The organism is Streptomyces sp. NPDC090077, from assembly GCF_044747545.1.
In the GTDB taxonomy this organism is placed as follows: domain Bacteria; phylum Actinomycetota; class Actinomycetes; order Streptomycetales; family Streptomycetaceae; genus Streptomyces.
The window spans coordinates 312,304-335,182 of the sequence record NZ_JBIVEG010000001.1; the positions used below are offsets into that span (position 1 = coordinate 312,304).

A 22,879-nucleotide genomic window follows, 5' to 3' on the forward strand; every position below is an offset into this window, starting at 1 on the left:
GGGCCCGGCCGGAGGGGCTGTCCTCCGGTCACTTGGTGGTGTAGTAGAGCCACCACTTGTGGTCGTGCTGCTTGCAGTAGTAGCTCTTGTAGTGGCCCGACTTGCCGGCCGCCTCGCAGGACGACTTGCTCGGGTAGGGCCCCTTCTTGCCACTGGTCTTGTGCTCCAGCACCGACACGACGTCGGACTGCTGCTGCGGGGCGGCCAGTGCGGCCGGACCGGCCATGATCAGGCCGGCGGTGACCAGGGCCACCGGAGCGAGCTTGACGATCTTCGCGTACATGATGGTTCCTCTTCTCGGTTCTTCCGGGCCCGTTCGGGCTTCGGACCATCAACGTACGGAGGCCCCTGTCCCGGGCACATGGTCCCCAGGTCCCGTGCCGGTCCCGGCCCGGCGCGGGAGCACCGCCCTGACCCGGGTCCCGGTCCCGCCGCTGACCAGGTCGAAGGTGCCGCCCAGCTCCTCGGCGCGCTCGGCCATCGAGCGCAGCCCCACCCCGGCGTCGGCGGGCACGTCCGCGGGGACGCCGGATCCGTCGTCGGTGACCTCGACCGTCACCGCCTCGGGGGTGAGCACCACCGCGGCGTGGGCGTGGCCGGCCCGCGCGTGGCGGACGACGTTGTTCAGGGCCTCCGCCGTGATCCGGTAGAGGGCCACCTCCACCGCGGCCGGCAGTCCCGGGAACGGCTCGGGGGCCAGGCTGACGGTGATGCGCAGGGTGCGGCCCAGGTGCTCGGCGAGCTGGCGCAGGGCGCGGGGCAGGTCGGCGCCGTCCAGGGCGGCGGGGGCCAGTCCGCCGGTGATGTGGCGCAGTTCGTCGATGGCCTGCCCGATGCCCTCGGAGACGGCGGCCAGCGAGTCCGTGGCCCGGGTGCCGGGCGGTATGGCCGCGCGTGCGGCGTCGACCTGGAGGCGCAGCCCGGACAGGGCGGGGCCCAGGCCGTCGTGGAGGTCGTGGCGCAGCCGGCGCCGCTCCTCCTCGCGGGCCAGGACGATCTGTCCGCGGCTCGTCTGGAGTTCCTCGTAGAGCTGGAGGGAGGCGATGGCGGGCGCGCTGTGGTCGGCCAGGATCCGCACGGCCTCGCGGTCCTGCTGGTCGAGGGCGAGTTCGCCCGCGCGCGGGGGGACGTAGAGGTGGCCGATGGCGTTGTCCCGGTGGACGAGGGGGAAGGCCTCGTCGTCGCTTCCGGGGCTGCCCAGGCGGGCCAGTTCGCGTTCCCCGTGCCGGGTGCTGATCACCAGCCGGGCGGCGGGCAGCCGGAGGGTGTGGACGACCGTGTCGCACAGCAGGCGGGGCATGTCCCCGGGGTCGAGGGCGTGGCTGAGGCGGTCGGCGAGGGCGCGCACCGCCTGGTAGGGCTGGGCGCGTTCGCCGTAGTAGTAGCGGTCGACCAGCCGGGCGGCCCAGCGGGCCGTGGGCCTCAGCAGCACGCCGACCAGCAGGGCGAGGCAGGCCATCAGCCCGGACTCGGGGGTCAGCGAGCCGGGCGCGAAGTAGTCGAGGACGAACGCGCCGCCCGCGTAGGCCATGAAGAGGCCGAAGGTGAGGACGAAGGCGGTCAGGATGCGCCGCCCCGCCCGGTCCAGGGCCCAGGTGCGCTCCCGGATGTGGACGTAGCCCACGGTCGCCGGCCAGGAGGCGGCGGCGAGGTAGACGATGACGACCTCGAAGCCCATCGGCGGGTCGCCGTACTGGTTGACGGCGAGGACGGTGATCCACAGCAGGTAGGGCACCGCCAGGATCGCGTAGGGGCGGTCGGACTTGGCGGTGCGGGGCCAGCGGACGGCCATGACGAGGATGCCGATGCCCACGACGAAGGGCGGGACCCAGCGGACCGCGGTGTCCATCCACGGCGTCAGCAGGCTTTCGGGGCCGGCCCATCCGGGCCCGGAGATGGGGGTGTGGACCCCGTAGTAGACGAAGCCGGGACGGGTGAAGACGTAGTACTGCTGGGCGGCGCTGAACAGGGCGGTGAAGACCACGAACGGCGCTCCCCAGCGGGGGAAGCGGCCGGTGGGGAGCCACAGCGGCATGGGGTAGATGATGACGTTGATCAGGGTGAAGGCGATCATCACCAGGATGAACACGGCCGTGAGCACGCGCGGGCCCGCTCCGTGCACCACGGCGGTCTGCGGCACCACCTGGGCGAGGGTGAGCGCGCAGCCCGAGCAGAGCATGAGCCGGCCGAGGACCCGGGCCGTGCGGCGGGCGGCGAAGACCATGCCGGTGAGGGCGATGCCGAGGCCGACGAGCACGTGGTCGGCGGCGAGGTGGAGCCGGACGGTGTGCAGGGCGGGGTTGCCGATGTGGGTGAGGGTGACGATGCCCCAGGTGATGGCGGAGAGCATGGTCAGGACGCAGACGGCGTAGGCGGGCAGCATCTCCGGCCCCGACCGGGGCGTGCTCGCGGTGGTCCGGTTCGCTGTGCGCATGTCGGCCTCCCCGGCCGCTCGGTGCGTTGGTTTCCAGCCTGGTGCGCCCCCGGTCCCGGGCGCATGGGGCGGGTGTCCCGGTTTCCGGGCGGTCCGGGGTCAGCCGTCCTCGCCCAGGCCCGCGTCCCGGGCCCGGGCGACGGCCTCCGCGCGGGAGGTGACCTGGAGCTTCTCGAAGACGTGGGTGACGTGGTTGCGGACGGTCTTCTCGGACAGGACCAGTTCCCGGGCGATGCGCCGGTTGTCGTGGCCCCGCGCGATCAGTTCGAGCACCTCCACCTCGCGGGAGGTCAGGGCGGGGAAGAGCTGTCCGGCGTCGCGCCGCCGGCCGCCGGCCAGGAGCTCCGAGAGGCGGGCGGCGATCTCGGAGCCGAAGACGGCGCCGCCCGCCGCGACCGTGCGCAGGGCGTGCAGCACCTCCTCGGAGCCGGCGCCCTTGACCACGTAGCCGCGGGCGCCCGCCTGGAGGGCGGCGAGCAGGCTGCCGTCGTCGTCGGACATGGTGAGCATCAGGACCGGCAGGCCGGGGTGGGTGCCGGCGAGGCGGCGGGTGGCCTCGATCCCGGAGACGTCGGGGAGGGACAGGTCCATCACGACCACGTCCGGCCGGTGCCGGTCCACCGCGTCCGGGACCTCGCCGCCGGTCTCGGCCTCGGCGACGACCACCGCGCCCCGGGTGCTCTCCAGGGCGGCCCGAAGGCCCTCGCGGAACAGGGGGTGGTCGTCGACGATCAAGACCCGGGGGATGGGGCGGTCTGCTTCGTCCACGGATCGACACTAGCAGTCATCGTCGGTCGCTCTGAGTGACCGGGCCGTGCGGTGGGACCGGACGCCGGGGACCGCGAGGGGGCCTGGGCCTCATGCCCCTGGGGTGCGGGCGCCCGGATCGTGGGCGGCATGTCCGCACACCCCTCCTCCGTCCGCATCGACCGGTCCCTGATCGCCGGCCCGGTCCACGTCCCCGTGCAGATCCGCTGCGGGGACGGTGCGCCGGACGGACTCCCCCGCCTCCTCGGGGAGCTCTCCCCCGACCGGATCGCCCTGGTCACCGACCCCGGGCTGCCGCGCGGGCACGCGGCGCGGGTCCTGCGCCTGCTGGGCGCGGCCGCACCCGCCGGGGTGCTGTGGCCCGACGGCGACGGCCCCCTCGTCGTCCCGGACGGCACCCTCGCCGTCGCCCTGGGCGGCAGCCGGGTGATCGAAGCCGCCGACCGGGCCCGGTACGCCGACGGCACCCGCCCGGCCCTGGTCCGGGTGCCCACCACCCTGCGGGCCATGACCGACACGGCCCTGTCGCCGGCGGGGCCCGGGGACCGGATCACGGCGCCCGCCCTGGTCCGGATCGACCTGGAGCACCTCACGACGCTGCCGCCGCACCGGCTGCGCGCCGGGCTGGGGCCGCTGCTGCGCACCGTGCTGGCCGTCGTGCCGGCGTCGGCCGGGCGCGTCGCCGCCCGGCTGCGGCCCGGCGGCGGGTACGACCCGCAGACCCTCGCCTCGTACGTCTGCCTCTGCCTGGAGGCCAGGACCGCGCTCTGCTCCCACGACCCGCTCGGACGGGGGCCCGCCGCCGCCCTGCGCTACGGGGAGCCCGTCGCCCGTGCGGTGCGGGGCCTGGCCGGGCCCGGTCTCCCGTACGGGGACGCGCTCGCCCTGGGCCTGCGCGCCGCCGCCGCGGTCGCCCGCCGCCGGGGCCTGCTGGGCCCGGCGGACGCGGCAGCCCACGAGGACCTGCTGGCCCGCGCGGGCGCCGCCCGGACCCTGCCCGGCGGGATCCGCCCGCGCGAGCTCGCGGCCGCCGTGACCGGGGGCCGGGAGGAGGTCCGCATGGTGCTGCTGCGCGGGCTGGGCGATCCGTACGCGCACCACGGCTCCCTGCTCACCCCGGTCGCCGCCGGCGACCTGGAGGCCGCGCTCACCGAACTCGTGCCCGCCGGCCGGCGGATCCCGGTACCGGACCGGGACCGGGACCGCGCGCGGACCTCCGTCCCGGGCCTCCGGGACGGCGCACTCCCCGCCCCGGGCGGGACGCTCACAAGGAAGTGATCACCATGTACCCGTTCCTCGGCCACTTCGGCGCCGCACTCCCGGCGCACCGGCTGCGGGCCGCCGCAGCGCAGCTCCGTCCCGGCCCCGGCGGCGGGATCCGTCCGAGCCGCGGTGAGGGGTGGGCGCTCGCGTCCGGCCGGCTCTACGAGCAGCACGGGATCGCCGCGGTCCTCGACGGCGGGATCGAAGGCCGGCTCGCCCTGGCCACCCGGCTGGAGGTGCGCGGCCTCCCGGTCGCCGACCGCAACGACGCGGCGCTGGCGTGCTCCGCCTTCGAGCTGGACGGTGCGCGGTTCACGGCGCACCTCGGGGGCGCGTACGCGGCCGCCGTGGTCGACGCGCGCGCCGAGCCGGTGCTGGTCCTGGCCGCCGCGGGGGCGGGCGGCGCTCCGCTGTACTACCACTGGGAGCCCGACCGGGGGCGGCTGTGCTTCGCCTCGGCCCTCCCGGCCCTGCTCACGCTGCTCCCGGACCTGCCGGAGCAGTGGGTGCGGACGCTGCCGCCCGGCACCACCGCCGTGTACACGCGCCGGGCGGGGCCGGCCGTGCTCACGGGGGCGGGCCCACGACGATCCGTACCGGCGCCCTGGACGGCGCGGGCGGAAGCCGCAGCGGCGCGTGTCCCGGGGTGAGGGAGCCGAGCACCCGGGGCCCCCGGGCCCCGGTGCACCCGGGGGCGTTGCCGGGCAGGCCGTGCAGGCTCAGCCAGCCGAGGACCGCGAAGGCGTACGCCTCCTTCGCGGCGGCGGGCAGTCCCAGCACGGCCGAGTCCAGCAGGGCCGTGTGCGGGGGCAGTTCCTCGCGGAGCATGGCCATCAGGGCCGGGTTGCGGGTGCCGCCGCCGGAGGCGAAGACCTCGGTGACGCGCAGCGGGCGCAGGGCGTCGGCGACGGTCCGGGCGGTGAGCCGGGCGAGGGTGGCGAGGAGGTCCTGCGGCGGGAGGGCGGCGCAGCCGTCGAGGGCGGCGCGCAGGTGGCCGTGGTGGAAGAGCTCCTTGCCGGTGGTCTTGGGCGCGGGCAGCCGGTAGTAGGGCTCGGTGAGCAGGCGCAGCAGGAGCGGTTCGTGGACCCGGCCGGCGGCGGCGAGGGCGCCGTCCTCGTCGTATCCGAGGCGGCCGCCGGTGAGTTCGCGCACGGCGGCGTCCATCAGGGCGTTGCCGGGGCCGGTGTCGAAGGCCAGGGGCGGGCCGGACCGGGGCAGGGCGGTGAGGTTGGCGATGCCGCCGATGTTGAGGGCGGCGGGGGTGCCGGGGCGGCCGCGCAGCAGCATCAGGTCGACGAGGGCGACGAGCGGGGCGCCCTGGCCGCCTGCGGCGACGTCGCGGGGGCGGAAGTCCGAGACCACGGGGCGCCCGGTGGCTTCGGCGATCCAGGCGGGGCTGCCGAGCTGGAGGGTGCCGTGGACCCGGCCGGCCTCGGCCCAGTGGTAGACGGTCTGGCCGTGCGAGGCGATCAGTGCGGCCCGGCCGGCGCAGAGTTCGCGGTCGGCGCGGACCGCGAGGGCGGCGAAGGCCTGCCCGATCCGGGTGTCGAGGAGGCAGGCGTCGGCCAGGGTGGTGCGCGCGGGCGGCAGGGCCGCCGCGAGGACCTCGCGCAGGCCGTCCCCGTAGCGGTCGCTGAGCATCCCGAGCGGGACCAGCCGCAGGGTCTCGCCGCCGTCCTCCGGGAGGATCCGGGCGGCGGCCGCGTCGACGGCGTCGTACGAGGTGCCCGACATCAGGCCGATCACCCTCATTCCAGGGGCCTCCGGTGGTCGTCGCCGCGCAGCCCGGCCAGGGCGAGGGCGCTGAGGGCGCAGGTGCCGGCTGCGTAGTAGGCGGGGACGTCGTGGTCGCCGGTGGCGGCGGTCACGGCGGTGATGAGGAGGCCCGCGCAGCCGGAGAACACGGCGCCGGTGAGGGCGTACGCCAGTCCGAGCCCGGTGCAGCGCACCCGGGCGGGGAACGTCTCGGCGAGCATCGCGGGCCCCGGGCCGGCGAGGAGCCCGACGGTGGCGCCCGCGCCGAGGACGGCGGCGGCCCGGGCGGGGGCGCCGGCGGCGGGGTCCTGGAGGAGGTGGAGCAGCGGGAGCGCGAGGAAGGTGACGCCGAGGGCTCCGGCGAGCATGACGGGGCGGCGGCCGATCCGGTCGCTGAGGATCCCGGCGGGCAGGATGGCGGCGGCGAAGCCGAGGTTGGCGAGGGCGGTCGCGGCCAGGGCCTCCTGGAAGGAGGCGCCGAGCGTGGCCTGGAGGTAGGAGGGCAGCACCACGAGGAAGGTGTACCCGGCCGCGGACCAGCCCATGAGCCGCGCGACCCCGAGCAGGACGGCCCGCCCGGGACCGCTCCCTCCGGGGGGTGCGGGGGCGGTCCCGGCTCCGGCGGGGTCGGTGCGGACCGTGGCGGCCGGGGCGGTCCCGGCTCCCGCAGGGTCGGTGCGGACCGTGGCGGCCGGGGCGATGGGGGCCGTGTGGGCGGGGGCGGTTCCCGCCGGGGCGGCGCGGCCGGGACGCGCGGCTCCCGGGGGTACGCGGCCGGCCGGGCCGGAATCGGGGGGCCGGGGGCGGGTCGGCGCGGCGGCTCGGGCCGGGTCGTCGGGGAGGCCCGTGCGGAGCCGGTACGCGGCCAGGCCGAGCGGCAGGGCCAGCAGGAAGGGAATTCGCCAGCCCCAGGCGTGCAGGGCCGCCGGGGACAGCACCGTGGCGAGAAGGGCGGCGACGGCCGCGCCGGCCAGCAGGCCCAGGGCGACGGTGAAGGACTGCCAGGCGCCGTGGCGGCCCCGCCGGCCCGGCGGGGCCGATTCCGTCATCAGCGCCACGGCCCCGCCGAACTCCCCGCCCAGGCACAGGCCTTGCAGGACCCGGAGCAGGGTGAGCAGCCAGGGGGCGGCGGGGCCGATGGCGTCCCGGGTCGGGAGGAGGCCGATCAGGGTGGTGGCCAGGGTCATCAGCGCGATGACGAGGACCAGGGCGTGGCGGCGGCCGACGCGGTCGCCGACGCGGCCGAAGAGGAGGGCTCCGGCGGGCCGGAAGAAGAAGGACACCGCGAAGGAGGCGTAGGTGGCGACCAGCGGGCCGGCGCCGCCCGGCCCGGCCGTCGCCGAGGGGGTGAAGAACCGGTCGGCGATGACCGTGGCGAAGGCCCCGTAGACGCCGAACTCGTACCACTCGGTGAAGTTCCCGGCGGAGCCCGCGAGCAGCACCCGGCGCGGTCCGGCGGCGGGCCGCGCGGGGCGGGCCGGGGCGAGGGGGGACACGCCTCAGGTGGTCGGGTCGAGGCGGGCGGGGGTGTCCGGGGGCCGGTGGGCGGCGGCCCGGGTCAGGGCGCTGCCCGAGAGCCAGGTGCGCCAGTCCATGTTCCAGTCGCCGATGCCGTTGCCGAAGGGGTCCATGCGCTCGCCGCCGCTGTTGACCACCTCGACGATGTCGCCCTCGCGGACGGTCTCGTAGAACCAGGCGGCGTCCGCGGTGGACATGCCGGTGCAGCCGTGGCTGACGTTCTCCTCGCCCTGCGCGTCGACGGACCAGGGCGCGGCGTGGACGTACTCGCCGCTCCAGGTGACCCGGGTCGCGTAGAGGACGGGGAGGTCGTAGAACTCCTTGGTGCCCTTCTTGATGCCGACGCTGTCGCCGCGCATGCGGACCTTGGCCTCCTTGCCGAGGACGACCTTGATGCCGCTGCGGGTCAGGAAGCCGGCCTTCCCGGTGGTGACGGGGATGGTCCTGATGACGCGTCCGTTGCGGCGTACGGTCATCTCGTGGGCGGCGGAGTCGGTGACGGCCTCGATGCGGTCGGCGACGGTGAACTCCACGGACTCGGAGGGGCCGCCGTAGCCGTGCTCGCCGAGGTCGACCCCGTCGAGCCCGCTGCGGACGCGGACGACGGTGTGGGCGGGCCAGTAGGTGCGGGGCCGGAAGTGCAGGGTCGAGCTGTCGACCCAGTGCCAGGCCCCTTCGACCCGGGGCTGCGAGGTCACCTGGAGGGCCTGCTCGACGCGGGCGCGGGCGTCGGGGTCGTCGGCGGGGACGGGGTCGCTGAGTTCGGCGGTGACGACCTCGCCGGCGCCGTACGTGCCGGGGCGGGGGCCGAAGTCGGCGGTGAGCCGGCTGCCGTCGGCGGGCGCGTCGGGCTCCGCGGTCCGGAAGGCCAGGCTGGCGCCGACGAGGGCGCCGCGGCCGTCCTGGGCGCCGACGCGGACGGTGTAGCCCTCCCCCGCGCGCAGCGGTTCGGTGTTGCGCCAGCGCTCGCCGTCCGCGCCGAGTTCGCCCGCGAGGTGGCGGCCGTGCCCGTCGGTGACGGTGACGTCGGTGAGACGGCCGGCCTCCGCGCCGGCGAGGGCGATCTCCAGCGGGGCGCCCGCGTCCGTGGGGAGTTCGCCGGCGTCGCCGAGGGCCGGGTCCCACAGCAGGGTGGCGCCCCGGGCGGTGGCCAGCACCCGCTGCTCCTGCCAGGTGCCGCAGCTGCCCCCGCGCAGGGCCCCGGCGGCGCACCACACGGCGGAGTCCCCGCGCAGGCCGCCGTCCAGGGCGTGGCCGACCAGCAGGGTGACCGCGGCCTCCGCGGCGGCGGGATCCGCCGCATCTGCCGTGCGGCCGGGCACGTGGGCGAGGGCCAGCGCGGCGGCCCCCGTCACCGCGGCGACCGCGCTCCACGCCTTCGTCCGTGACTTCGCCACGCAGCCCTCCACCTTTGTCCCTCGGCCGGATGGCAGCATCAAAGAGGACGGGAAGCCGAAACGATGATCGTAAACTCGGCGCTGCGCCCGAACGGGCACCCCAAGTGAACCCGGACGGAGTACGGGGCCCGACCTGCGGAGTGCGGCGGTCCGGTCCCGTACGCTCGGCGGATGGCGAAGTACTTCGACGTTCACCCCGAGAACCCCCAGCGGCGCACCCTCACCGGCGTGGTGGACTCCCTCCGCTCCGGCGCGCTCATCGCGTACCCCACGGATTCCTGTTTCGCGCTGGGCTGTCAGCTGGGCAACCGCGACGGCCTCGCGCGGATCCGGTCGATCCGCAACCTCGACGACAAGCACCACTTCACCCTCGTGTGCCAGAACTTCGCCCAGCTGGGGCAGTTCGTGTACGTGGACAACGACGTGTTCCGGGCCGTCAAGGCCGCGACCCCGGGCGCCTACACCTTCATCCTGAAGGCCACCCCGGAGGTGCCGCGCCAGCTGCTGCACCCGAAGAAGAAGACGGTCGGGGTCCGGATCCCGGACCACCTCGTCACCCAGGCCCTGCTCGCCGAGCTGGGCGAGCCGCTGGTCTCCAGCACCCTGCTGCTGCCGGACGAGGACGAGCCGCTGACCCAGGGCTGGGAGATCAAGGAGCGGCTCGACCACGTGGTCGACGCCGTCGTGGACTCCGGGGACTGCGGTACCCGGCCGACCACCGTCATCGACTTCTCCGGCGGCGGGGCGGAGATCCTGCGCCGCGGGGCGGGCGACACCGCGCGCTTCGAGTAGCCCCCGCCCGCGAGCGTCCCCCAGGGGGCGGCCCTCCCCGGGCAACCCCCTTCGAGCGGTCCTCCCCCGAAGACGGATTCCGGTTCCGGTTCACGGATCCGGAATTCGCCATTCCGGCACTCGATCCGGCCACCGGGGGCCCGGCCGGGAATGCGCCCTCCATTCATACTCGAGCGGGACATCCATCGAGACTCGTTTAGCTGTGAACAGAATTGACGGACCGACGGTAACTCGGCGGAATCCCGGGGTGACGGAGAGGAGAAGAAGGCCGGGTACGCCGGAATTGATCCGTATCCGAACTCGACTTTCACAAGATCCGTTCTGTAGGGTTCCAGTTATTCACCGCCCAACGGGGAGCGGCGATCAGCCGCGGGCACTGGTCCGGACTTTTCCGGAGGCGTGTCCGTCACGGCCGTCCGCGAGAATGCCGCGCCCCCGTCACGTTCATCTGCGACACACGTGACCCGACACGGGGGACCACCAATGCGGTTCCAGCTTTTGGGGCCCTTGAGTATTGCGCACGGCCCCGAGACAGTAGTCCTCAAACCGTCCAAGCCGACCAGCCTGCTCGCCGCCCTTCTGCTCCATCCCGGCGCCGTGGTTTCCACCGGCTATCTGCTGCATGCCGTATGGGACGAGGAGCCTCCCGCGACCGCACGGGCCGCACTCCAGACCTGTGTGCTGCGGCTGCGCAGGTTATTCGCGAAATACGGCATATCCGCGACCACCATCGAGGCCGTGCCGGGCGGATACCGGATGCGCAACGACCCCGAGACGCTCGACCTCTCGCTGTTCCGGTTGCTGACCGCGCAGGCGCGGGCCGCCGCCGGGACCCCGGAGGAGCTCTACCGGCTGCGCGAGGCCCTCTCCCTCTGGCAGGGCCAGCCCCTGTCCAACGTGGCCTCGGGCATGCTCCAGCGGGACGCGGTGCCCTCCCTCGAACAGGAGCGGCTGCGGGCCCTGGAGCGGGTGTGCGACCTCGAACTGGCCGCCGGGAACTGCCATCAGGTGCTCGTCGACCTGTACGAGGGCACCCGCCGGCTGCCCGTCCGCGAGCGCTTCACCGAGCAGCTCGTCGAGGCCCTCTACCGCACGGGCCGGCAGGCGGAGGCGCTCGCCGAGTACCGCACCGTGCGCGAGCGGCTGCGCGAGGAGCTCGGCGTCGACCCCGGTCCGGGCCTGCGCCGCCTGGAGCTGGCGATCCTGCGGGCCGAGGAACTGGGCCCTTCCGCTCGCCCCGAGGAGCTCGACCCGGCCCCGCCGCGCCCCGCGGCCGTCGTCCGCGACCGTGCTCCCGAGCCCGCGGGGCCACCGCCGGTGCCCGGGTTCGCCGGACGCGCGACGGACCTGCGGGCCCTGGCGCTGCGCCTCACCGACACCGGCGGACCGCGGCTGCTGGTCGTCTCCGGAGCCCCCGGGATCGGCAAGTCGGCGCTCGCGCAGCAGAGCGCGTACGAGGTCCGGGAGGCCTTTCCGGGCGGGGTGTCCGCCGTCGACCTGGCCCGGCCCGACGGGTGCCCCCTCGACCCCGAGGAGGCCCGCAAGCTGCTGCCCGGACCGGGCGGCGGCGGCCGGCGGCTGCTGGTCCTCGACAACGCGGCCGGTGCCGGCCAGGTGCTGCCGCTGCTGCCGGAGACCGGCGGCGCCACGGTGCTGGTGACCAGCCGGCGCGCCCTGGCCGCGGCGGTCGCCACGCACGGCGGCTTCGTGCACCGGCTCGACGTGCTCGCGCCCGCCGAGGCCCACGCGCTGCTCACCGGCCTCGTCGGGGCCGGTCGGATCGGCGGCGAGGAGCACGCCGCCCGCGAACTGGCGTCCGTGTGCGGGTACTTCCCGCTCGCCCTGCGGATCGCCGCCGGTCGGCTGCTGACCCGGCCGGGGCTCTCCGTCGCCGACTGCGCGGCCTGGCTGGCCGAGGACCCGCCGGGCCGCCTGGCCCTCGCCGAGGACCCCCGGCTGTCGGTGCCCGAGGTGCTCGGGCAGGCCGTCGGCGCGCTCCCGCACGAGCTGCGGGAGGCGTTCCTGCGGCTGGGCTCGCTCGAGTCCCGCTCCGGTCCCGCCACAGTCGCGGAAGAGAGCGTGCTCGAACAGCTCGTGGAGGCCGGGATGCTGGAGGACGGACCGCCCGGAGAGCCCTACCGGGTCCACGCCTTCCTCCGCGTCTACGCGCGGTGGCTGGCCCGGGGCCGGGCCGGCGCCGCGGCCCTCCTGCCCCGCTGAGACGGGACCCGCCCGCCTCCCCGACATTTCCCACCTCACGTCTTCGTCCCCACCAGACCGCAATCAGAGGTGTTCCATGTCCCTGGACAGCTATCAGAACGTTGCCGCGACACGCCCCAGGATCCGCCGGGACGTGCTCTTCACCGAAACGCCCGACGGGGTGCTGTTCCACAACTCCGACGGGGGTTTCCGCCTCACCGCCCGCACCGCGTACCGGTTCGCCACGCTGATCGTCCCGCACCTGACCGGCGAGCACACCGTCACGGAGCTGTGTCACGGGCTGGGCGACACCCAGCGCGCGATGGTCGGCGAACTCGTCAAGACCCTGTACGAACGGGACTTCGCCCGTTCCGTCGCCGCACCCGCCGATGCCGCCGGGGCCGCCGCGCCGCCGCCGGACGTGGCCCGCAGATTCGCGCCGCAGATCGCCTACGCCGACCACTACGCCGATGACGCCGAAGCCCGCTTCCTGCGCTTCCGCGACACCCGGGTCGCCGTCCTCGGCGAGGACGCGGTGGCCCGCTGGTGCGCGCTCAGCCTGGTCCGCAACGGCTGCGCCACCGTCGGCGTACTGCCCGGCGCGGACGCCGACGAGGTCCGGGCCGAGGCCGCCGAGGCCGCCGCCGACGGCTGCCCGGTGGACGTCCGCACGCTGCCCGAAGGGGCCCTCGGCTGGCCGGAGCTGGCCGGGTACGACTTCGTCGTGGTGACCGGCGGGGCGGCGGCCCCGGCCCGGCTGCTGCCGCTGCTGCGCGCCGGGGTGCCCGAGGGGCGCAGCCTGCTGCCCGCCTGGTCGTACGGGAACGACGCGGTGGTGGGCCCGCTCATGGCGCACGGCACCGACGGCTGCTGGTCCTGCGCGGCCCTGCGGCTGGGCTCGGCGCGCGGCGGCCCGGCGGCGGCCGCGCTCTGGAGCGCCCTCGCCCTGCCGGAGGCGCCCCTGGCCGAGGGCCCGGTGCCGGGGCGGCCGCTGGCCGCGATGATCGGCAACCTGCTCGGGTACGAGGTGTTCCGCGCGGCCTCCGGCTCGCTGCCCGCCGAGACCGCCGGGCGGCTCCTCGTCCAGGACACCGCCTCGCTGGACGTCACCGCCGAGCCGCTGTTCCCGCACCCCCGCTGCCCGTTCTGCGCGCCCGCGGACACCGAGGCCGCCCCCCTGGACCTCACCGCCGCCGGCACCTCGGGCACGCCCGCGCTGCCGACGCTGGAGACCGCCCGGGACGCCGACGAGCTGGTGGAGGAACTGAACCGGCGCTCCGCCCTGGTGCGCCCGTACGCGGGCGTGTTCACCCGGTACGCGGACGAGGAGCTCACCCAGATCCCGCTGAAGGCCGGGGTGGTGGAGCTGGGCCTCGGGCACGGGGAGACCCGCACCGTGGCCGCGTTCGACGTCCACCACGTGGCCGGGGCCCGGATGCGGGCCCTGGACGCGGCGGCGCTGGTGTACGCGGAGCACGTGGTGCCGGCCCGCGGACTGGCCGGCCCTGCCGCCGGGCCGGGCGCGGTGGCCGCGGCACGGCTGGCGACGGCCTCCGGGATACCGGGCGAGGCGTCCGCGTACCAGCGTGCCGTGTCCCTGCTGACGAAGGAGCCCGCGCTGGTTCCGGCGGGCGCGGTGCGGCCGTTCGGCCCGCACAACGCCGAGCGGCTCTTCGAGCGCACCCGCGCCGGGGCCGGGGCCGGCCCCTCCCCCGCCGACGCGGCCGCGGCCGGGCTGCTGTCGGCCCTCGGGCACGCCGCGCTGCTGCGCGCGCTGCGCGGGGCGGCGGCGGCCCGGGTGCCGCTGCCGGAGCGCGACGGGGAGGACGCCGAACTCGGCTTCCTGCTGCGGTCGGCGGACCGGCTGGAACTGGAGCCCGAGCTGCTGGACCTCGGGGAGGGCCCGCGCTCCGGGGTGCAGGTGCTGCTCGCCCGCGCCGGGGAGCGGTGGGCGCTGGGCGAGGGCCTGGACCGGCGTACGGCGGCGGTCGCGGCCCTGCGGGAGCTGCTGGGCGCCGCGCAGTACGAGGCCGACACCACCGACGCGGGCCGCGACCCCCTGCTGCCGGACCTGGACCCGCGCGCGCTGGCGGTGTCCGCGGAGCCGGCCGCGCCCCTGGCGGGCGGTGACGGCACGTCATGGGAGCGGGTGCTGGAGCTCCTGGCGGGAGCGGGGCTCGACGCGTACGCGGTGCCGACCGGGTCGGCGGAGCTGGCCGGGGTGGGCGTCCACACCGTGCGGGTGCTGCTGGCGACGGCGGCGGCCGGGGAGTCCGGCGATGACGCGTAGCGGCTCCGCCGCGGTGGCGGACGGGCTCGGGCAGGAGGCCGCCGGGCGGTTCACGGCGCTGCTGGAGCGCTCGGTGGCCGCGCTGGGCGGGCCGCCGGTGGCCGTGTCGGCGCTGGGGCTGCGGGACGCGTTCCGGGTCCCGGACCGGGAGGTGCCGGCGGGCGCGGTCCCGGTGGCACTGTACGGGCACCAGGCCGTGGTGGGCCCCCTCCCGGGGGACGGGCCCGGGTGCGCGCGGTGCCTGGAGCGGCGCTGGCAGGCGGTGCGGTCGGTCGCGCTGCGGGACGCCCTGGAGCTGGGCGGCGGGACCCGGGCGGCGGGCGGCTGGCCGTACGCGCACGCCTTCGCCGCCGACGCGCTGGCCGCGCTGGTGGTCTCGGCGGGCTCCGGCGCCGCCGGGGCGGCCGGCGGGGTGTTCCCCGGGGTGTGGGTGCTGGACCTGCGCGGCGGCTCCGTGCGGCGCTACCCGCTGGTGCCCGATCCGGAGTGCCCGGTGTGCGGGACCCCGGAGGCGGACACGGCGCGGGCGCTGGATCCGGAGCCGGCGCCCAAGTACCGGCCGGGGGCGTTCCGTACCCGGCCGGTGGAGGCGTACGACATCGACGTGGCGGCGTTCGCGAACCCGCTGTGCGGGGCGCTGGGCCCCTCGCTGGTGCAGGACGTCTCCTCCACGTCCACCTCGGCGACCATCGGCTGCTTCTCGATGCGCTCCGGCGAGTACCTGCGGGAGACGTTCTGGGGCGGCCACACCGACTCCTTCGACCGCAGCGCCCGGGTCGGCGTGCTGGAGGGGCTGGAGCGGTACGCGGGGATGCGCTCGCGTGCGCGCACGACCAGCGTCACGGGCTCGCTGAACGGCTTCGGCGCCGAGGCCGTCGACCCGCGGGTCGTGGGCCTGTACAGCGGGGCGTTCTACCGGGACAACCCCCGGGTGCGGCCCTTCGACCCGGACCGGGAGATCCCGTGGGTGTGGGGCTGGTCGCTGCGCGACCGGCAGCCGCGGCTGGTGCCGGAGGTGCTGACGTACTACCACGCGCCGGGCCTGGAGAACCGGTTCGTGCAGGAGAGCTCGAACGGCTGCGCCTCGGGCGGGAGTCTGGCCGAGGCGGCCTACTTCGGGCTGATGGAGGTGGTCGAGCGGGACGCGTTCCTGCTCACCTGGTACGGGCGGCAGCCGCTGCCGGAGATCGACCCGGCCACCAGCTCCCGGAGCTCGACCCGGGCGATGGTCGACCGGCTCGCCCTGTACGGGTACCGGGCGCGGTTCTTCGACACGCGGATCAGCTTCCCGATCCCGGTGGTGACCGCGGTCGCCGAGCGGTTCGACGGCGGGCCCGGCCGGATGTGCTTCGGGGCGGGCGCCGGGCTGGACCCGGAGTCGGCGCTGGACTCGGCGCTGTGCGAGATCGCCACGGACGCGGTGAACCTGCCCGGGCGCACCGAGCGGGACGAGGAGCGGCTGCGCGCGATGGCGGCCGATTTCGACCTGGTCACCGCGCTGCACGACCACCCGCTGGTGTACGGGGTGCCGGAGATGGGCCGCCACGCCGACTTCCTGCTGCGGGGGCCCGCGTCGGGTCCGCTGCGGCCGGTGTCCTCGCTGTCGGGCCCCGAGGGGGTGTCGGACGACGTGGCCGTGGATCTGGCGCGGTGCGTGGAGGCCGTCGCCGCCGGGGGGTTCGACGTGGTGGTGGTCGACCAGACCCTGCCGGAGCAGCGGGCGCTGGGCCTGCACACCGTGAGCGTGCTGGTGCCGGGGCTGCTGCCGATCGACTTCGGCTGGTCGAGGCAGCGCGCGCTGGGCATGCCGCGGCTGCGCACGGCCCTGCGCGAGGCGGGGCTGCGCGGGCGCGACCTGGAGCCCGCCGACCTCAACCCGGCCCCGCACCCCTTCCCCTGACCCGGCCGCCGCCGGCCCGCCCGGCACGGCCGCACGAACCGAGGAGGACCCGTGGGCTACGCCCATGACTACGCCAGCGCCATCATGTACCGGGGCCGGGTGCCCATGGAGCCCGTCGACTTCGTGCCCGACTGGGCCGACCGCCCCCGCAAGGCGAAGTACTACCCCGGCGCGGAGACCCTGCCGCTGCCGGACCCGGCGGACGCCGGGCCGGGCCCCGCGGCGGGGTTCACCCTGCCGCTGCTGTCCGGGATGCTCCAGGACTCGTACGGGCTGACCGGCCGGCGGCTGGGCGTGCAGGCCAACACCGACCTGGCGGCGCTCCCCCACTACACGCAGGCCAACTGGTCGCGGGGCACCGCCTCGGGCGGCGGGCTCTACCCGGTCGGCGTGCACTGGGCGGCCGGGGCGGGCGGGCCGCTCACCCCGGGGCTGTACCACTACGCCCCGCACCAGCACGGGCTGCGCCGGCTGCTGGCCGGGGACGTCACGGGGGACGTGCGCGGGGCGCTGGGCCTCGGCGAGGGCGAGGGCGCCTCGCAGTACCTGGTGCTGAGCGTCAAGTACTGGCAGAACTCCTTCAAGTACAACAGCTTCTCCTTCCACGCGGTCAGCATGGACGTGGGCGCGCTGGTGCAGACCTGGCGGCTGTGGGCCCGGGCGTACGGGCTGCGGATCGCGCCCGCGCTCTGGTTCGACGAGGAGCGGCTGGCCCGGCTGCTCGGCGTGGCCCCCGAGGAGGAGGGCGTCTTCGCGGTCCTCCCCCTGGAGTGGGAGGGCGACCCGGCCCGCTCCGCCGCCGGGGCTCCGTCGGCGGGCGCCGCGGCCCGCCGCCGGGACTCCGAGCGGTCCCGCACCGTGCTGGCCTTCGAGACGCTGGAGCGGATCCACGGGGCCACCCTGGGCCGGGCCGAGGACCGTCCGGCGCCGGGCGCGCTGGACGCGGCGGCCGCGTATCCGCCGCGCGGCGGGGAGCCCCTGCCCCTGCCCGCCCCGGCGGCGCCCCCGCTGGGGGAGGCCGCCGCGCTGCGGGCCCGGCGCAGCAGCTTCGGCCGCTTCGACGCGACCCGGTCGGTGACGGCGGAGCAGCTGGCGGCGGCGCTGGCGGACTGTGCGGCGACCCGGCCCGGGAGCGAGGCGGAGCGGCCCGACGGGCCGCCGCTGACCTCGCTGTACGCCTTCGTCAACCACGTCGAGGGGATCGAGCCGGGCAGCTACGCCTACGACGCCGAGGCGCACGCGCTGCGGCTGGTGGTGCCCGGTCCTCCAGGGCCGTTCCTCCAGGAGAACTACTTCCTGTCCAACTACAACCTGGAGCAGGCGGGCGCCGTGCTGGTGCCGACGGTGCGCACCACCGCGGTCCTCGACGCGGTCGGCGACCGGGGCTACCGCCTGATGGGGGCGGCCGTCGGCGCGGTCGCGCAGACCTTCTACACCACCGCCGCCGCCCACGGGCTGGGCGCGGGCGTGGCGCTGGGCTTCGACAACGTCTCGTACGCCGAGCGGCTGGGGCTGACGGACACGGACGAGGCACCGCTGCTGATCATGCTGCTCGGCCACGAGCGGCCGGAGCCCGCCGACTTCCGCCACGAGATCGCCTGACCGGGCCACGAGAGGAGAGCGGGACCAGGATGGACACCACCACCGAATGGCACGCCGGCGAGCGCTTCATGCTGCGCGTCGCCGGACTGCCGCTGGCCGCGGCCGACGCGCTGCGCTGCGGGGACACCGGGCGCTGGGCGGCCGACGTGCTCGCGGCCGAGGAGGCCCTGCGGGCGGACGCGCAGTGGCTGAGCGAGGTGCTGCACCGGGCGGTCGGCGCGACCGATCCGGAGCCGGGCGGGCCGGGCGCGGCGCACCGGCGCGAACTGCTGCGGCTGCGGCGGCAGATCCACAACGGGCGGCTGCCCGCCGACGCCGGGGCCGCCCGGGGGGCGGTGGCCGGCCTGGGCCGGGAGGCGGGCGACCGGCTGGAGCTCTGGCTGGAGCGGACCCGCGAGCTGGAGAAGCTGCTGGCCGAGGGCGAGCCGCTGCTCGCCGCCGATCTGGGCCGGGGCCGGGCCGCGCTGCGGGGGCTGCTCGGCGACGACCGGCTGCGGCACGGGCTGCTGCTGGCCTCGCCGGTGCTGGAGGGGCAGCTCGACGCGTACGCGCAGGCCACCGCCGGGGGCGGGGAGCCGGGGGGCCGGGCGCGCAAGGCCGAGCGCTCGGTGCTCTCGTACCTGTACCGAACCGCCTGCAAGACCAGCCCGTTCAGCACCTTCACCGGGGTGGCGACCGGCCGGTTCACCCCGGAGGCGGGGGCGGACGGGATCCGGGTGGAGGACACCTGGAGCAGTCACGTCCGGCTGAACGTGGTGGTGCTGGCGCGCCTGGCCGAGCTGGTCCTCGCCGACCCGGTGCGGCGCCGGGACCTGCCGCTGCGCCCGGCCCCGGGCTGGGGCCGGGAGGAGGACCGGATCCGGTACGTGCGCCGCTCGGTGACGGCCGGGGACGACACGGCCGCCGTCACCTTCGACGCGGTCAAGGACCGGTTGTTCTTCCTGCGCCGCAGCGGCACCCTGGACCGGCTGCTGGCCCTGTTCGCCGAGCGGGCCGAGGGGGCCGCGGACGGCGACGGGCACGGGCTGCGCCACCAGGAGCTGGCCGACTGGCTGGCCGCCGAGCACGGTGCGGCGCCCGAGGAGTGCGAGGCGTACATCGGGGCCCTGCTCCAGCTCGGCATGGTGCGGGTGCCCTGCCTGGACACCGAGGTGCACGGCGGCGACCCCGTGCGGTCCTTCCAGCGGGCCCTGTCCGGTCTGGAGCGGCCCTGGGCCGACGAGCTGGCCGCGCTGCTGGAGGAGCCGGCCCGGCTGCTGGAGCGCTATCCGCTCGCCGGGCGGGCCGAGCGCCGCGCGCTGCTGTCCGACCTGCGGGCGGCGCTGCGCCGGGCGCAGGAGGAGCTGGGCGCCCCGGCGGACGCGCCGCTGCCGCAGACGCTGGTGTACGAGGACACGAGCGCGGGCCGCGACCTGCCGGCGGCGCTCCCGGCCTGGGCGGAGCCGGGTGCGGGCGGCGGTGCGCTGCGTTCGGTCGAGCGGATCCTGCCCGCCTTCGACCTGACGGTGGCCCAGCGGATCACCTTCGAGGGGTTCTTCACGGCCCGCTACGGCCGGGGCGGGCGGTGCGAGGACCTGCTGGGGCTGGTGCACGACTTCCACGAGGACTTCTTCGACCAGTACCTGTCGTTCACCGCGCGGCGCACCCCGTACGACGCCCGGGGCGAGTACGTGCCGGAGGAGAACTGGCTGGGCCTGCCGGGGATCCGGGCCCTGGACGCGGCGCGGCGGGCCTTCACCGGCCGGATGCGGGAGCACTGGGCGGCGTACGAGGAGCGGGGCGCGGGCGGCGGCGAACTGCGGCTGTCCGACGCGGACGTGGAGGCGGTGGCGGCGGAACTGGAGCCGGTGGTGCCCGGCTTCGCGCCGCGCTGCCACCACCTCCAGCTCGCGCGGGACCCGGAGACGGGCGCGGAGCTGACCGTCCTGAACCGCTCGTACGGCGGGCTGTCCTTCCCGTTCAGCCGGTTCACGCACCTCTACCCGGAGCCGGCCGGGCTGGACGGGGAGCTGCGGGCGACGGCCGCCGCGGTGACCCCGCCCGGCGCGGTGTTCGCCGAGGTCACGGGCGGGGCGGTGACCACCAACCTGAACCTGCACGGCCGGCTCGTCGAGTACGAGATCGTCTGCCCGGGCGAGAGCGGCACCCTGCCCGAGGACCGGCTGCTGCGCCTGGACGACCTGTACGCGGAGCACGTGCCGGAGACCGGCCGGGTGGTGCTGCGTTCCCGGCGGCTGGGGCTGGAGGTGATCCCGGTCTACCTGGGGTACCTGGTGCCGCTGGCGCTGCCGGCCGTGCCGCGCACCCTGCTGCTGCTGTCGCCGTCCTCGATGTCCCCGCTGGACGTGTGGGCGGGGGTGCCGGAGGGCGCGGCGCTCTCCGGGGTGACCGCGCGTCCGCGGGTGGTGCACGGGGACCTGGTGCTGAGCCGGCGCAGCTGGACGACGACGGCGGGCGAACTCCCGGCACACGGTGCCCGGGAGGCCGGGCACTTCCTGGAGTGGCAGCGCTGGCGCCGGGCGCACGGGCTGCCGGAGCGGGTGTTCGCGACCGTGTCGGCCGGTCCGTCCGCGCTGGGCGCCAAGCCGCAGTACGTGGACTTCTCCAGCCTGCTGTCGCTGGCCGCGTTCGAACCGCTGCTGCGCGAGGGCGGGCACCGGGTCGTCTTCCGGGAGATGCTGCCGGACCCCGGCGGCCTGCACGTCGCCTCGGAGCGCGGCGGGCACGTCGCCGAGCTCGCCGTCGAGACCTTCACCACGACCACCACGACCGTCCGGACCGAGGAGGGCGCATCCGCATGTCAGAGCTGACCCCGACGCGTGGCGCGTGGCAGGCCATGCACGTGTTCTACGCCGCCAACCCGCAGCCGCTGCTGGTGCAGTGCGTGCGACCGCTGATCGCCTCGCTGACGGCGGACGGGCTGCTGGCGGGGCACTTCTTCATCAACTACTGGCTGGAGGGCCCGCACGTGCGGCTGCGGCTGCGGCCGGTGAGCCCGGAGGCGGAGCCGGAGGTGCGCCGGCGTGCCGAGGAGGCGGTCGGGGCGTTCCTGAAGGCGCGGCCCGCGCTGTACGAGGTGGACTCGGGCTTCCTCAACGAGTTCTACAACACGCTGTTCGACATCGAGTTCCCGGAGGGGGACCGGGCCGCGTTCATGGGCGAGGACGGCCGGATGAACCTGCGGCCCAACAACTCCTTCTCCTACGAGCCGTACGAGCCGGAGTACGGCAAGTACGGCGGCCCGGCCGGGGTGGAGCTCGCGGAGTGGCACTTCGCGCACTCCAGCGACCTGGTCATGGACGCGCTGGGCTCGATGAACCTGCACCTGCGGACGGTGCTGCTGGGCACCTCGGCGCAGCTGATGATGGTGATGGCCGGGGTGTTCCTGCCCGACCGGGAGGAGCTCGCCACCTACCTGGACAGCTACTACCAGTTCTGGCACCGGGCGTTCCCGGGCACCGGCTTCATCGGCTCGACCGAGTACGACCGCACCTACGAGCAGACCGGCCCGGGGCTGGGGCGCCGCTTCGAGGCCGTGCTGGAGGCCCTGGGCTCCGGGGAGACCGGCCGGCTGCCCGCCTTCCTGGCCGGCTGGGCGGAGCACTGCCGGGAGCTGCGCGCCCGCGCGCAGGCGCTGGCGGTGGGCGGGGAGCTGGTGTTCCGGTCCTGGGACGGGAGCCGGGACGAGCGGGTGACCGATCCGGCGGTGGCGCTGCCGCTGCTGCTGTCCCCGTACATGCACATGACCAACAACCGGCTGCACGTGACGATCCGGGACGAGGCCTACCTCTCCCACCTGCTGGGCCGGGTGCTGCGGGAGGGCGCGGGTGCCTCCGGGGTGGTCGTGCCGTGAGCGCGCCCTCGGGGATGCTGGACCACCGGCCCGCGCTGCGGCCCGGGGTCCTGCTGTCGCCGCCGCTGCTGAACGGCCCCGCCGTGGTGCACCTGGTCAAGGACCCGGTGTCCGGGGCGGCGTTCGAGATCGGGCCGAAGGAGTACTTCCTCGTCTCGCGGCTCGACGGCTCGCGCAGCCTGGCGGAGATCGGCGAGGCGTACGGGCACGCCTTCGGGCGCCGGCTGGGCGAGCGGAACTGGCAGCAGCTGCTCGGCCTGCTCGGCACCCGGCGGCTGCTGGCCGGCGGTCCGGTCCCGGAGCCGGAGGCCGGACCCGGGCCGCAGCGGACCGGGACCCTGCTGCGCGGCACCCTGCGGCTGGTCGCGGACGCGGACGCGACGACGGCGCGGCTGCACCGCGTCCTGCGGCCGGTGCTGCGGCCGGCGGTGCTGGGCGCGCTGCTGTTGGTGTTCCTGGCCATGGAGGTGTGGCTCGCGGCCTCCGCGGGCACCCTGCTCTCCGACCTGTGGTGGCTGCTGACGCGGCCGGCGCCGCTGCTGGCCGTGGCCTCGCTGCTGTGGCTGAGCACGGCCCTGCACGAGTTCGCCCACGGGATAGCCGCCCGGCACGTGGGCGGCACCGTCGGGGAGATCGGGCTGCGCTGGCGGCTGCCAATGGTGATCATGTACTGCCGGGTCGACAACTACCGCTACCTGGCGCGCCGCCGGGACCAGCTGGCCGTGGCCGGGGCGGGCGCCTTCGCCAACCTGCTGTTCCTGCTGCCGTTCTGCGCCTGGTGGGCGGCGCTGCCCGCGGGTGACCCCACCCGCCGGGTGCTCGGCGCACTGCTGCTGCTCGGCAGCGCGCAGGCCCTGGTCAACCTCGTCCCGCTGCCCCCGCTGGACGGCTACACCCTGCTCGGGCACGCGCTGCGCGTGACCCGGCTGGCGCCCGCCAGTTCGGCGTACCTGCGGCTGCGCGTCCGGGACAAGGACGCGGCGGCCGCCTACCCGGTACGGGCCCGGCGGCTGTACCTCGGCTACGGGATCGGCTCGGCCGTGCTGGTCCTGCTCCTCGCCGGGTGCCTCACGGCCGCCGTCGTCCTCGCCGTCACCCCCTAGACCCC

The 22,879-nt window shown here is 76.1% G+C and carries 16 protein-coding genes; 10 read left to right on the forward strand and 6 right to left on the reverse strand.

Going from position 1 to position 22,879, the window contains the following annotated elements:
• Positions 1 to 28: 28 nt before the first annotated feature.
• The 3 genes from ACIPW5_RS01380 to ACIPW5_RS01390 all read right to left on the reverse strand — a co-directional run bounded on the left by ACIPW5_RS01380 (position 29) and on the right by ACIPW5_RS01390 (position 3,202).
• A complete protein-coding gene (locus ACIPW5_RS01380; RefSeq protein ID WP_401238712.1) occupies positions 29 to 283 on the reverse strand; it encodes a hypothetical protein in 255 nt (84 codons plus the stop codon).
• A 48-nt stretch (positions 284 to 331) separates the two neighbouring features.
• On the reverse strand, positions 332 to 2,434 hold the full coding sequence (locus ACIPW5_RS01385) for a sensor histidine kinase (protein WP_401238715.1): 2,103 nt from the start codon (positions 2,432 to 2,434) through the stop codon (positions 332 to 334).
• A gap of 99 nt (positions 2,435 to 2,533) precedes the next feature.
• A complete protein-coding gene (locus tag ACIPW5_RS01390; protein WP_401238718.1) occupies positions 2,534 to 3,202 on the reverse strand; it encodes a response regulator in 669 nt (222 codons plus the stop codon).
• A 129-nt stretch (positions 3,203 to 3,331) separates the two neighbouring features.
• Between ACIPW5_RS01390 and ACIPW5_RS01395 the strand changes: the two genes are divergently transcribed.
• A complete protein-coding gene (locus ACIPW5_RS01395) occupies positions 3,332 to 4,480 on the forward strand; it encodes a hypothetical protein (protein WP_401238720.1) in 1,149 nt (382 codons plus the stop codon).
• A gap of 5 nt (positions 4,481 to 4,485) precedes the next feature.
• On the forward strand, positions 4,486 to 5,115 hold the full coding sequence (locus tag ACIPW5_RS01400; protein WP_401238723.1) for a hypothetical protein: 630 nt from the start codon (positions 4,486 to 4,488) through the stop codon (positions 5,113 to 5,115).
• On the opposite strand, the gene ACIPW5_RS01405 is transcribed toward ACIPW5_RS01400, so the two are convergent.
• From ACIPW5_RS01405 to ACIPW5_RS01415, 3 genes are read right to left on the reverse strand one after another with little or no spacing between them, the layout of a single operon-like run.
• A complete protein-coding gene (locus tag ACIPW5_RS01405) occupies positions 5,033 to 6,217 on the reverse strand; it encodes an anhydro-N-acetylmuramic acid kinase (RefSeq protein ID WP_401238725.1) in 1,185 nt (394 codons plus the stop codon). The genes ACIPW5_RS01400 and ACIPW5_RS01405 overlap by 83 nt on opposite strands.
• Complete coding sequence (locus ACIPW5_RS01410) at positions 6,214 to 7,716, reverse strand: MFS transporter (protein ID WP_401238728.1); 1,503 nt, start codon at positions 7,714 to 7,716, stop codon at positions 6,214 to 6,216. The genes ACIPW5_RS01405 and ACIPW5_RS01410 overlap by 4 nt, the downstream gene beginning before the upstream one ends.
• 3 nt (positions 7,717 to 7,719) lie before the next feature.
• Positions 7,720 to 9,135 carry an Ig-like domain-containing protein gene (locus ACIPW5_RS01415; RefSeq protein WP_401238730.1) on the reverse strand — a complete coding sequence of 472 codons (1,416 nt, stop codon included), beginning with the start codon at positions 9,133 to 9,135 and terminating at the stop codon, positions 7,720 to 7,722.
• Positions 9,136 to 9,306: 171 nt separating this feature from the next.
• On the opposite strand from ACIPW5_RS01415, the gene ACIPW5_RS01420 reads away from it, so the two are divergent.
• From ACIPW5_RS01420 to ACIPW5_RS01455, 8 genes are all read left to right on the forward strand, one after another.
• Positions 9,307 to 9,927 (forward strand): L-threonylcarbamoyladenylate synthase, encoded by a 621-nt coding sequence (locus ACIPW5_RS01420; RefSeq protein ID WP_401238733.1) that lies wholly within the window; start codon positions 9,307 to 9,309, stop codon positions 9,925 to 9,927.
• A gap of 507 nt (positions 9,928 to 10,434) precedes the next feature.
• Positions 10,435 to 12,147: a BTAD domain-containing putative transcriptional regulator gene (locus ACIPW5_RS01425; protein WP_401238736.1), complete on the forward strand. Its 1,713-nt coding sequence runs from the start codon at positions 10,435 to 10,437 to the stop codon at positions 12,145 to 12,147.
• A 133-nt stretch (positions 12,148 to 12,280) separates the two neighbouring features.
• Entirely contained in the window at positions 12,281 to 14,416 is a 2,136-nt protein-coding gene (locus ACIPW5_RS01430; RefSeq protein ID WP_401238739.1) for a TOMM precursor leader peptide-binding protein, read from the forward strand.
• A complete protein-coding gene (locus ACIPW5_RS01435; RefSeq protein WP_401238742.1) occupies positions 14,406 to 16,316 on the forward strand; it encodes a TOMM precursor leader peptide-binding protein in 1,911 nt (636 codons plus the stop codon). Before ACIPW5_RS01430 ends, ACIPW5_RS01435 begins: the two co-directional genes overlap by 11 nt.
• Positions 16,317 to 16,367: 51 nt before the next feature.
• Entirely contained in the window at positions 16,368 to 17,918 is a 1,551-nt protein-coding gene (locus ACIPW5_RS01440) for a SagB family peptide dehydrogenase (protein ID WP_401238744.1), read from the forward strand.
• Between the two features lie 29 nt (positions 17,919 to 17,947).
• A complete protein-coding gene (locus ACIPW5_RS01445; RefSeq protein ID WP_401238747.1) occupies positions 17,948 to 20,728 on the forward strand; it encodes a lantibiotic dehydratase in 2,781 nt (926 codons plus the stop codon).
• Complete coding sequence (locus ACIPW5_RS01450) at positions 20,716 to 21,771, forward strand: lantibiotic dehydratase C-terminal domain-containing protein (RefSeq protein WP_401238750.1); 1,056 nt, start codon at positions 20,716 to 20,718, stop codon at positions 21,769 to 21,771. The genes ACIPW5_RS01445 and ACIPW5_RS01450 overlap by 13 nt, the downstream gene beginning before the upstream one ends.
• Positions 21,768 to 22,874 (forward strand): peptidase M50, encoded by a 1,107-nt coding sequence (locus tag ACIPW5_RS01455; protein ID WP_401238753.1) that lies wholly within the window; start codon positions 21,768 to 21,770, stop codon positions 22,872 to 22,874. The genes ACIPW5_RS01450 and ACIPW5_RS01455 overlap by 4 nt, the downstream gene beginning before the upstream one ends.
• Positions 22,875 to 22,879 lie beyond the last annotated feature (5 nt).

Bases quoted from the DNA above. Each gene is read 5' to 3' on its own strand.
- ACIPW5_RS01380 (WP_401238712.1), bottom strand. From the start codon at position 283: ATGTACGCGAAGATCGTCAAGCTCGCTCCGGTGGCCCTGGTCACCGCC.
- ACIPW5_RS01385 (WP_401238715.1), bottom strand. From the start codon at position 2,434: ATGCGCACAGCGAACCGGACCACCGCGAGCACGCCCCGGTCGGGGCCG.
- ACIPW5_RS01395 (WP_401238720.1), top strand. From the start codon at position 3,332: ATGTCCGCACACCCCTCCTCCGTCCGCATCGACCGGTCCCTGATCGCC.
- ACIPW5_RS01400 (WP_401238723.1), top strand. From the start codon at position 4,486: ATGTACCCGTTCCTCGGCCACTTCGGCGCCGCACTCCCGGCGCACCGG.
- ACIPW5_RS01405 (WP_401238725.1), bottom strand. From the start codon at position 6,217: ATGAGGGTGATCGGCCTGATGTCGGGCACCTCGTACGACGCCGTCGAC.
- ACIPW5_RS01420 (WP_401238733.1), top strand. From the start codon at position 9,307: ATGGCGAAGTACTTCGACGTTCACCCCGAGAACCCCCAGCGGCGCACC.
- ACIPW5_RS01435 (WP_401238742.1), top strand. From the start codon at position 14,406: ATGACGCGTAGCGGCTCCGCCGCGGTGGCGGACGGGCTCGGGCAGGAG.
- ACIPW5_RS01445 (WP_401238747.1), top strand. From the start codon at position 17,948: ATGGACACCACCACCGAATGGCACGCCGGCGAGCGCTTCATGCTGCGC.
- ACIPW5_RS01450 (WP_401238750.1), top strand. From the start codon at position 20,716: ATGTCAGAGCTGACCCCGACGCGTGGCGCGTGGCAGGCCATGCACGTG.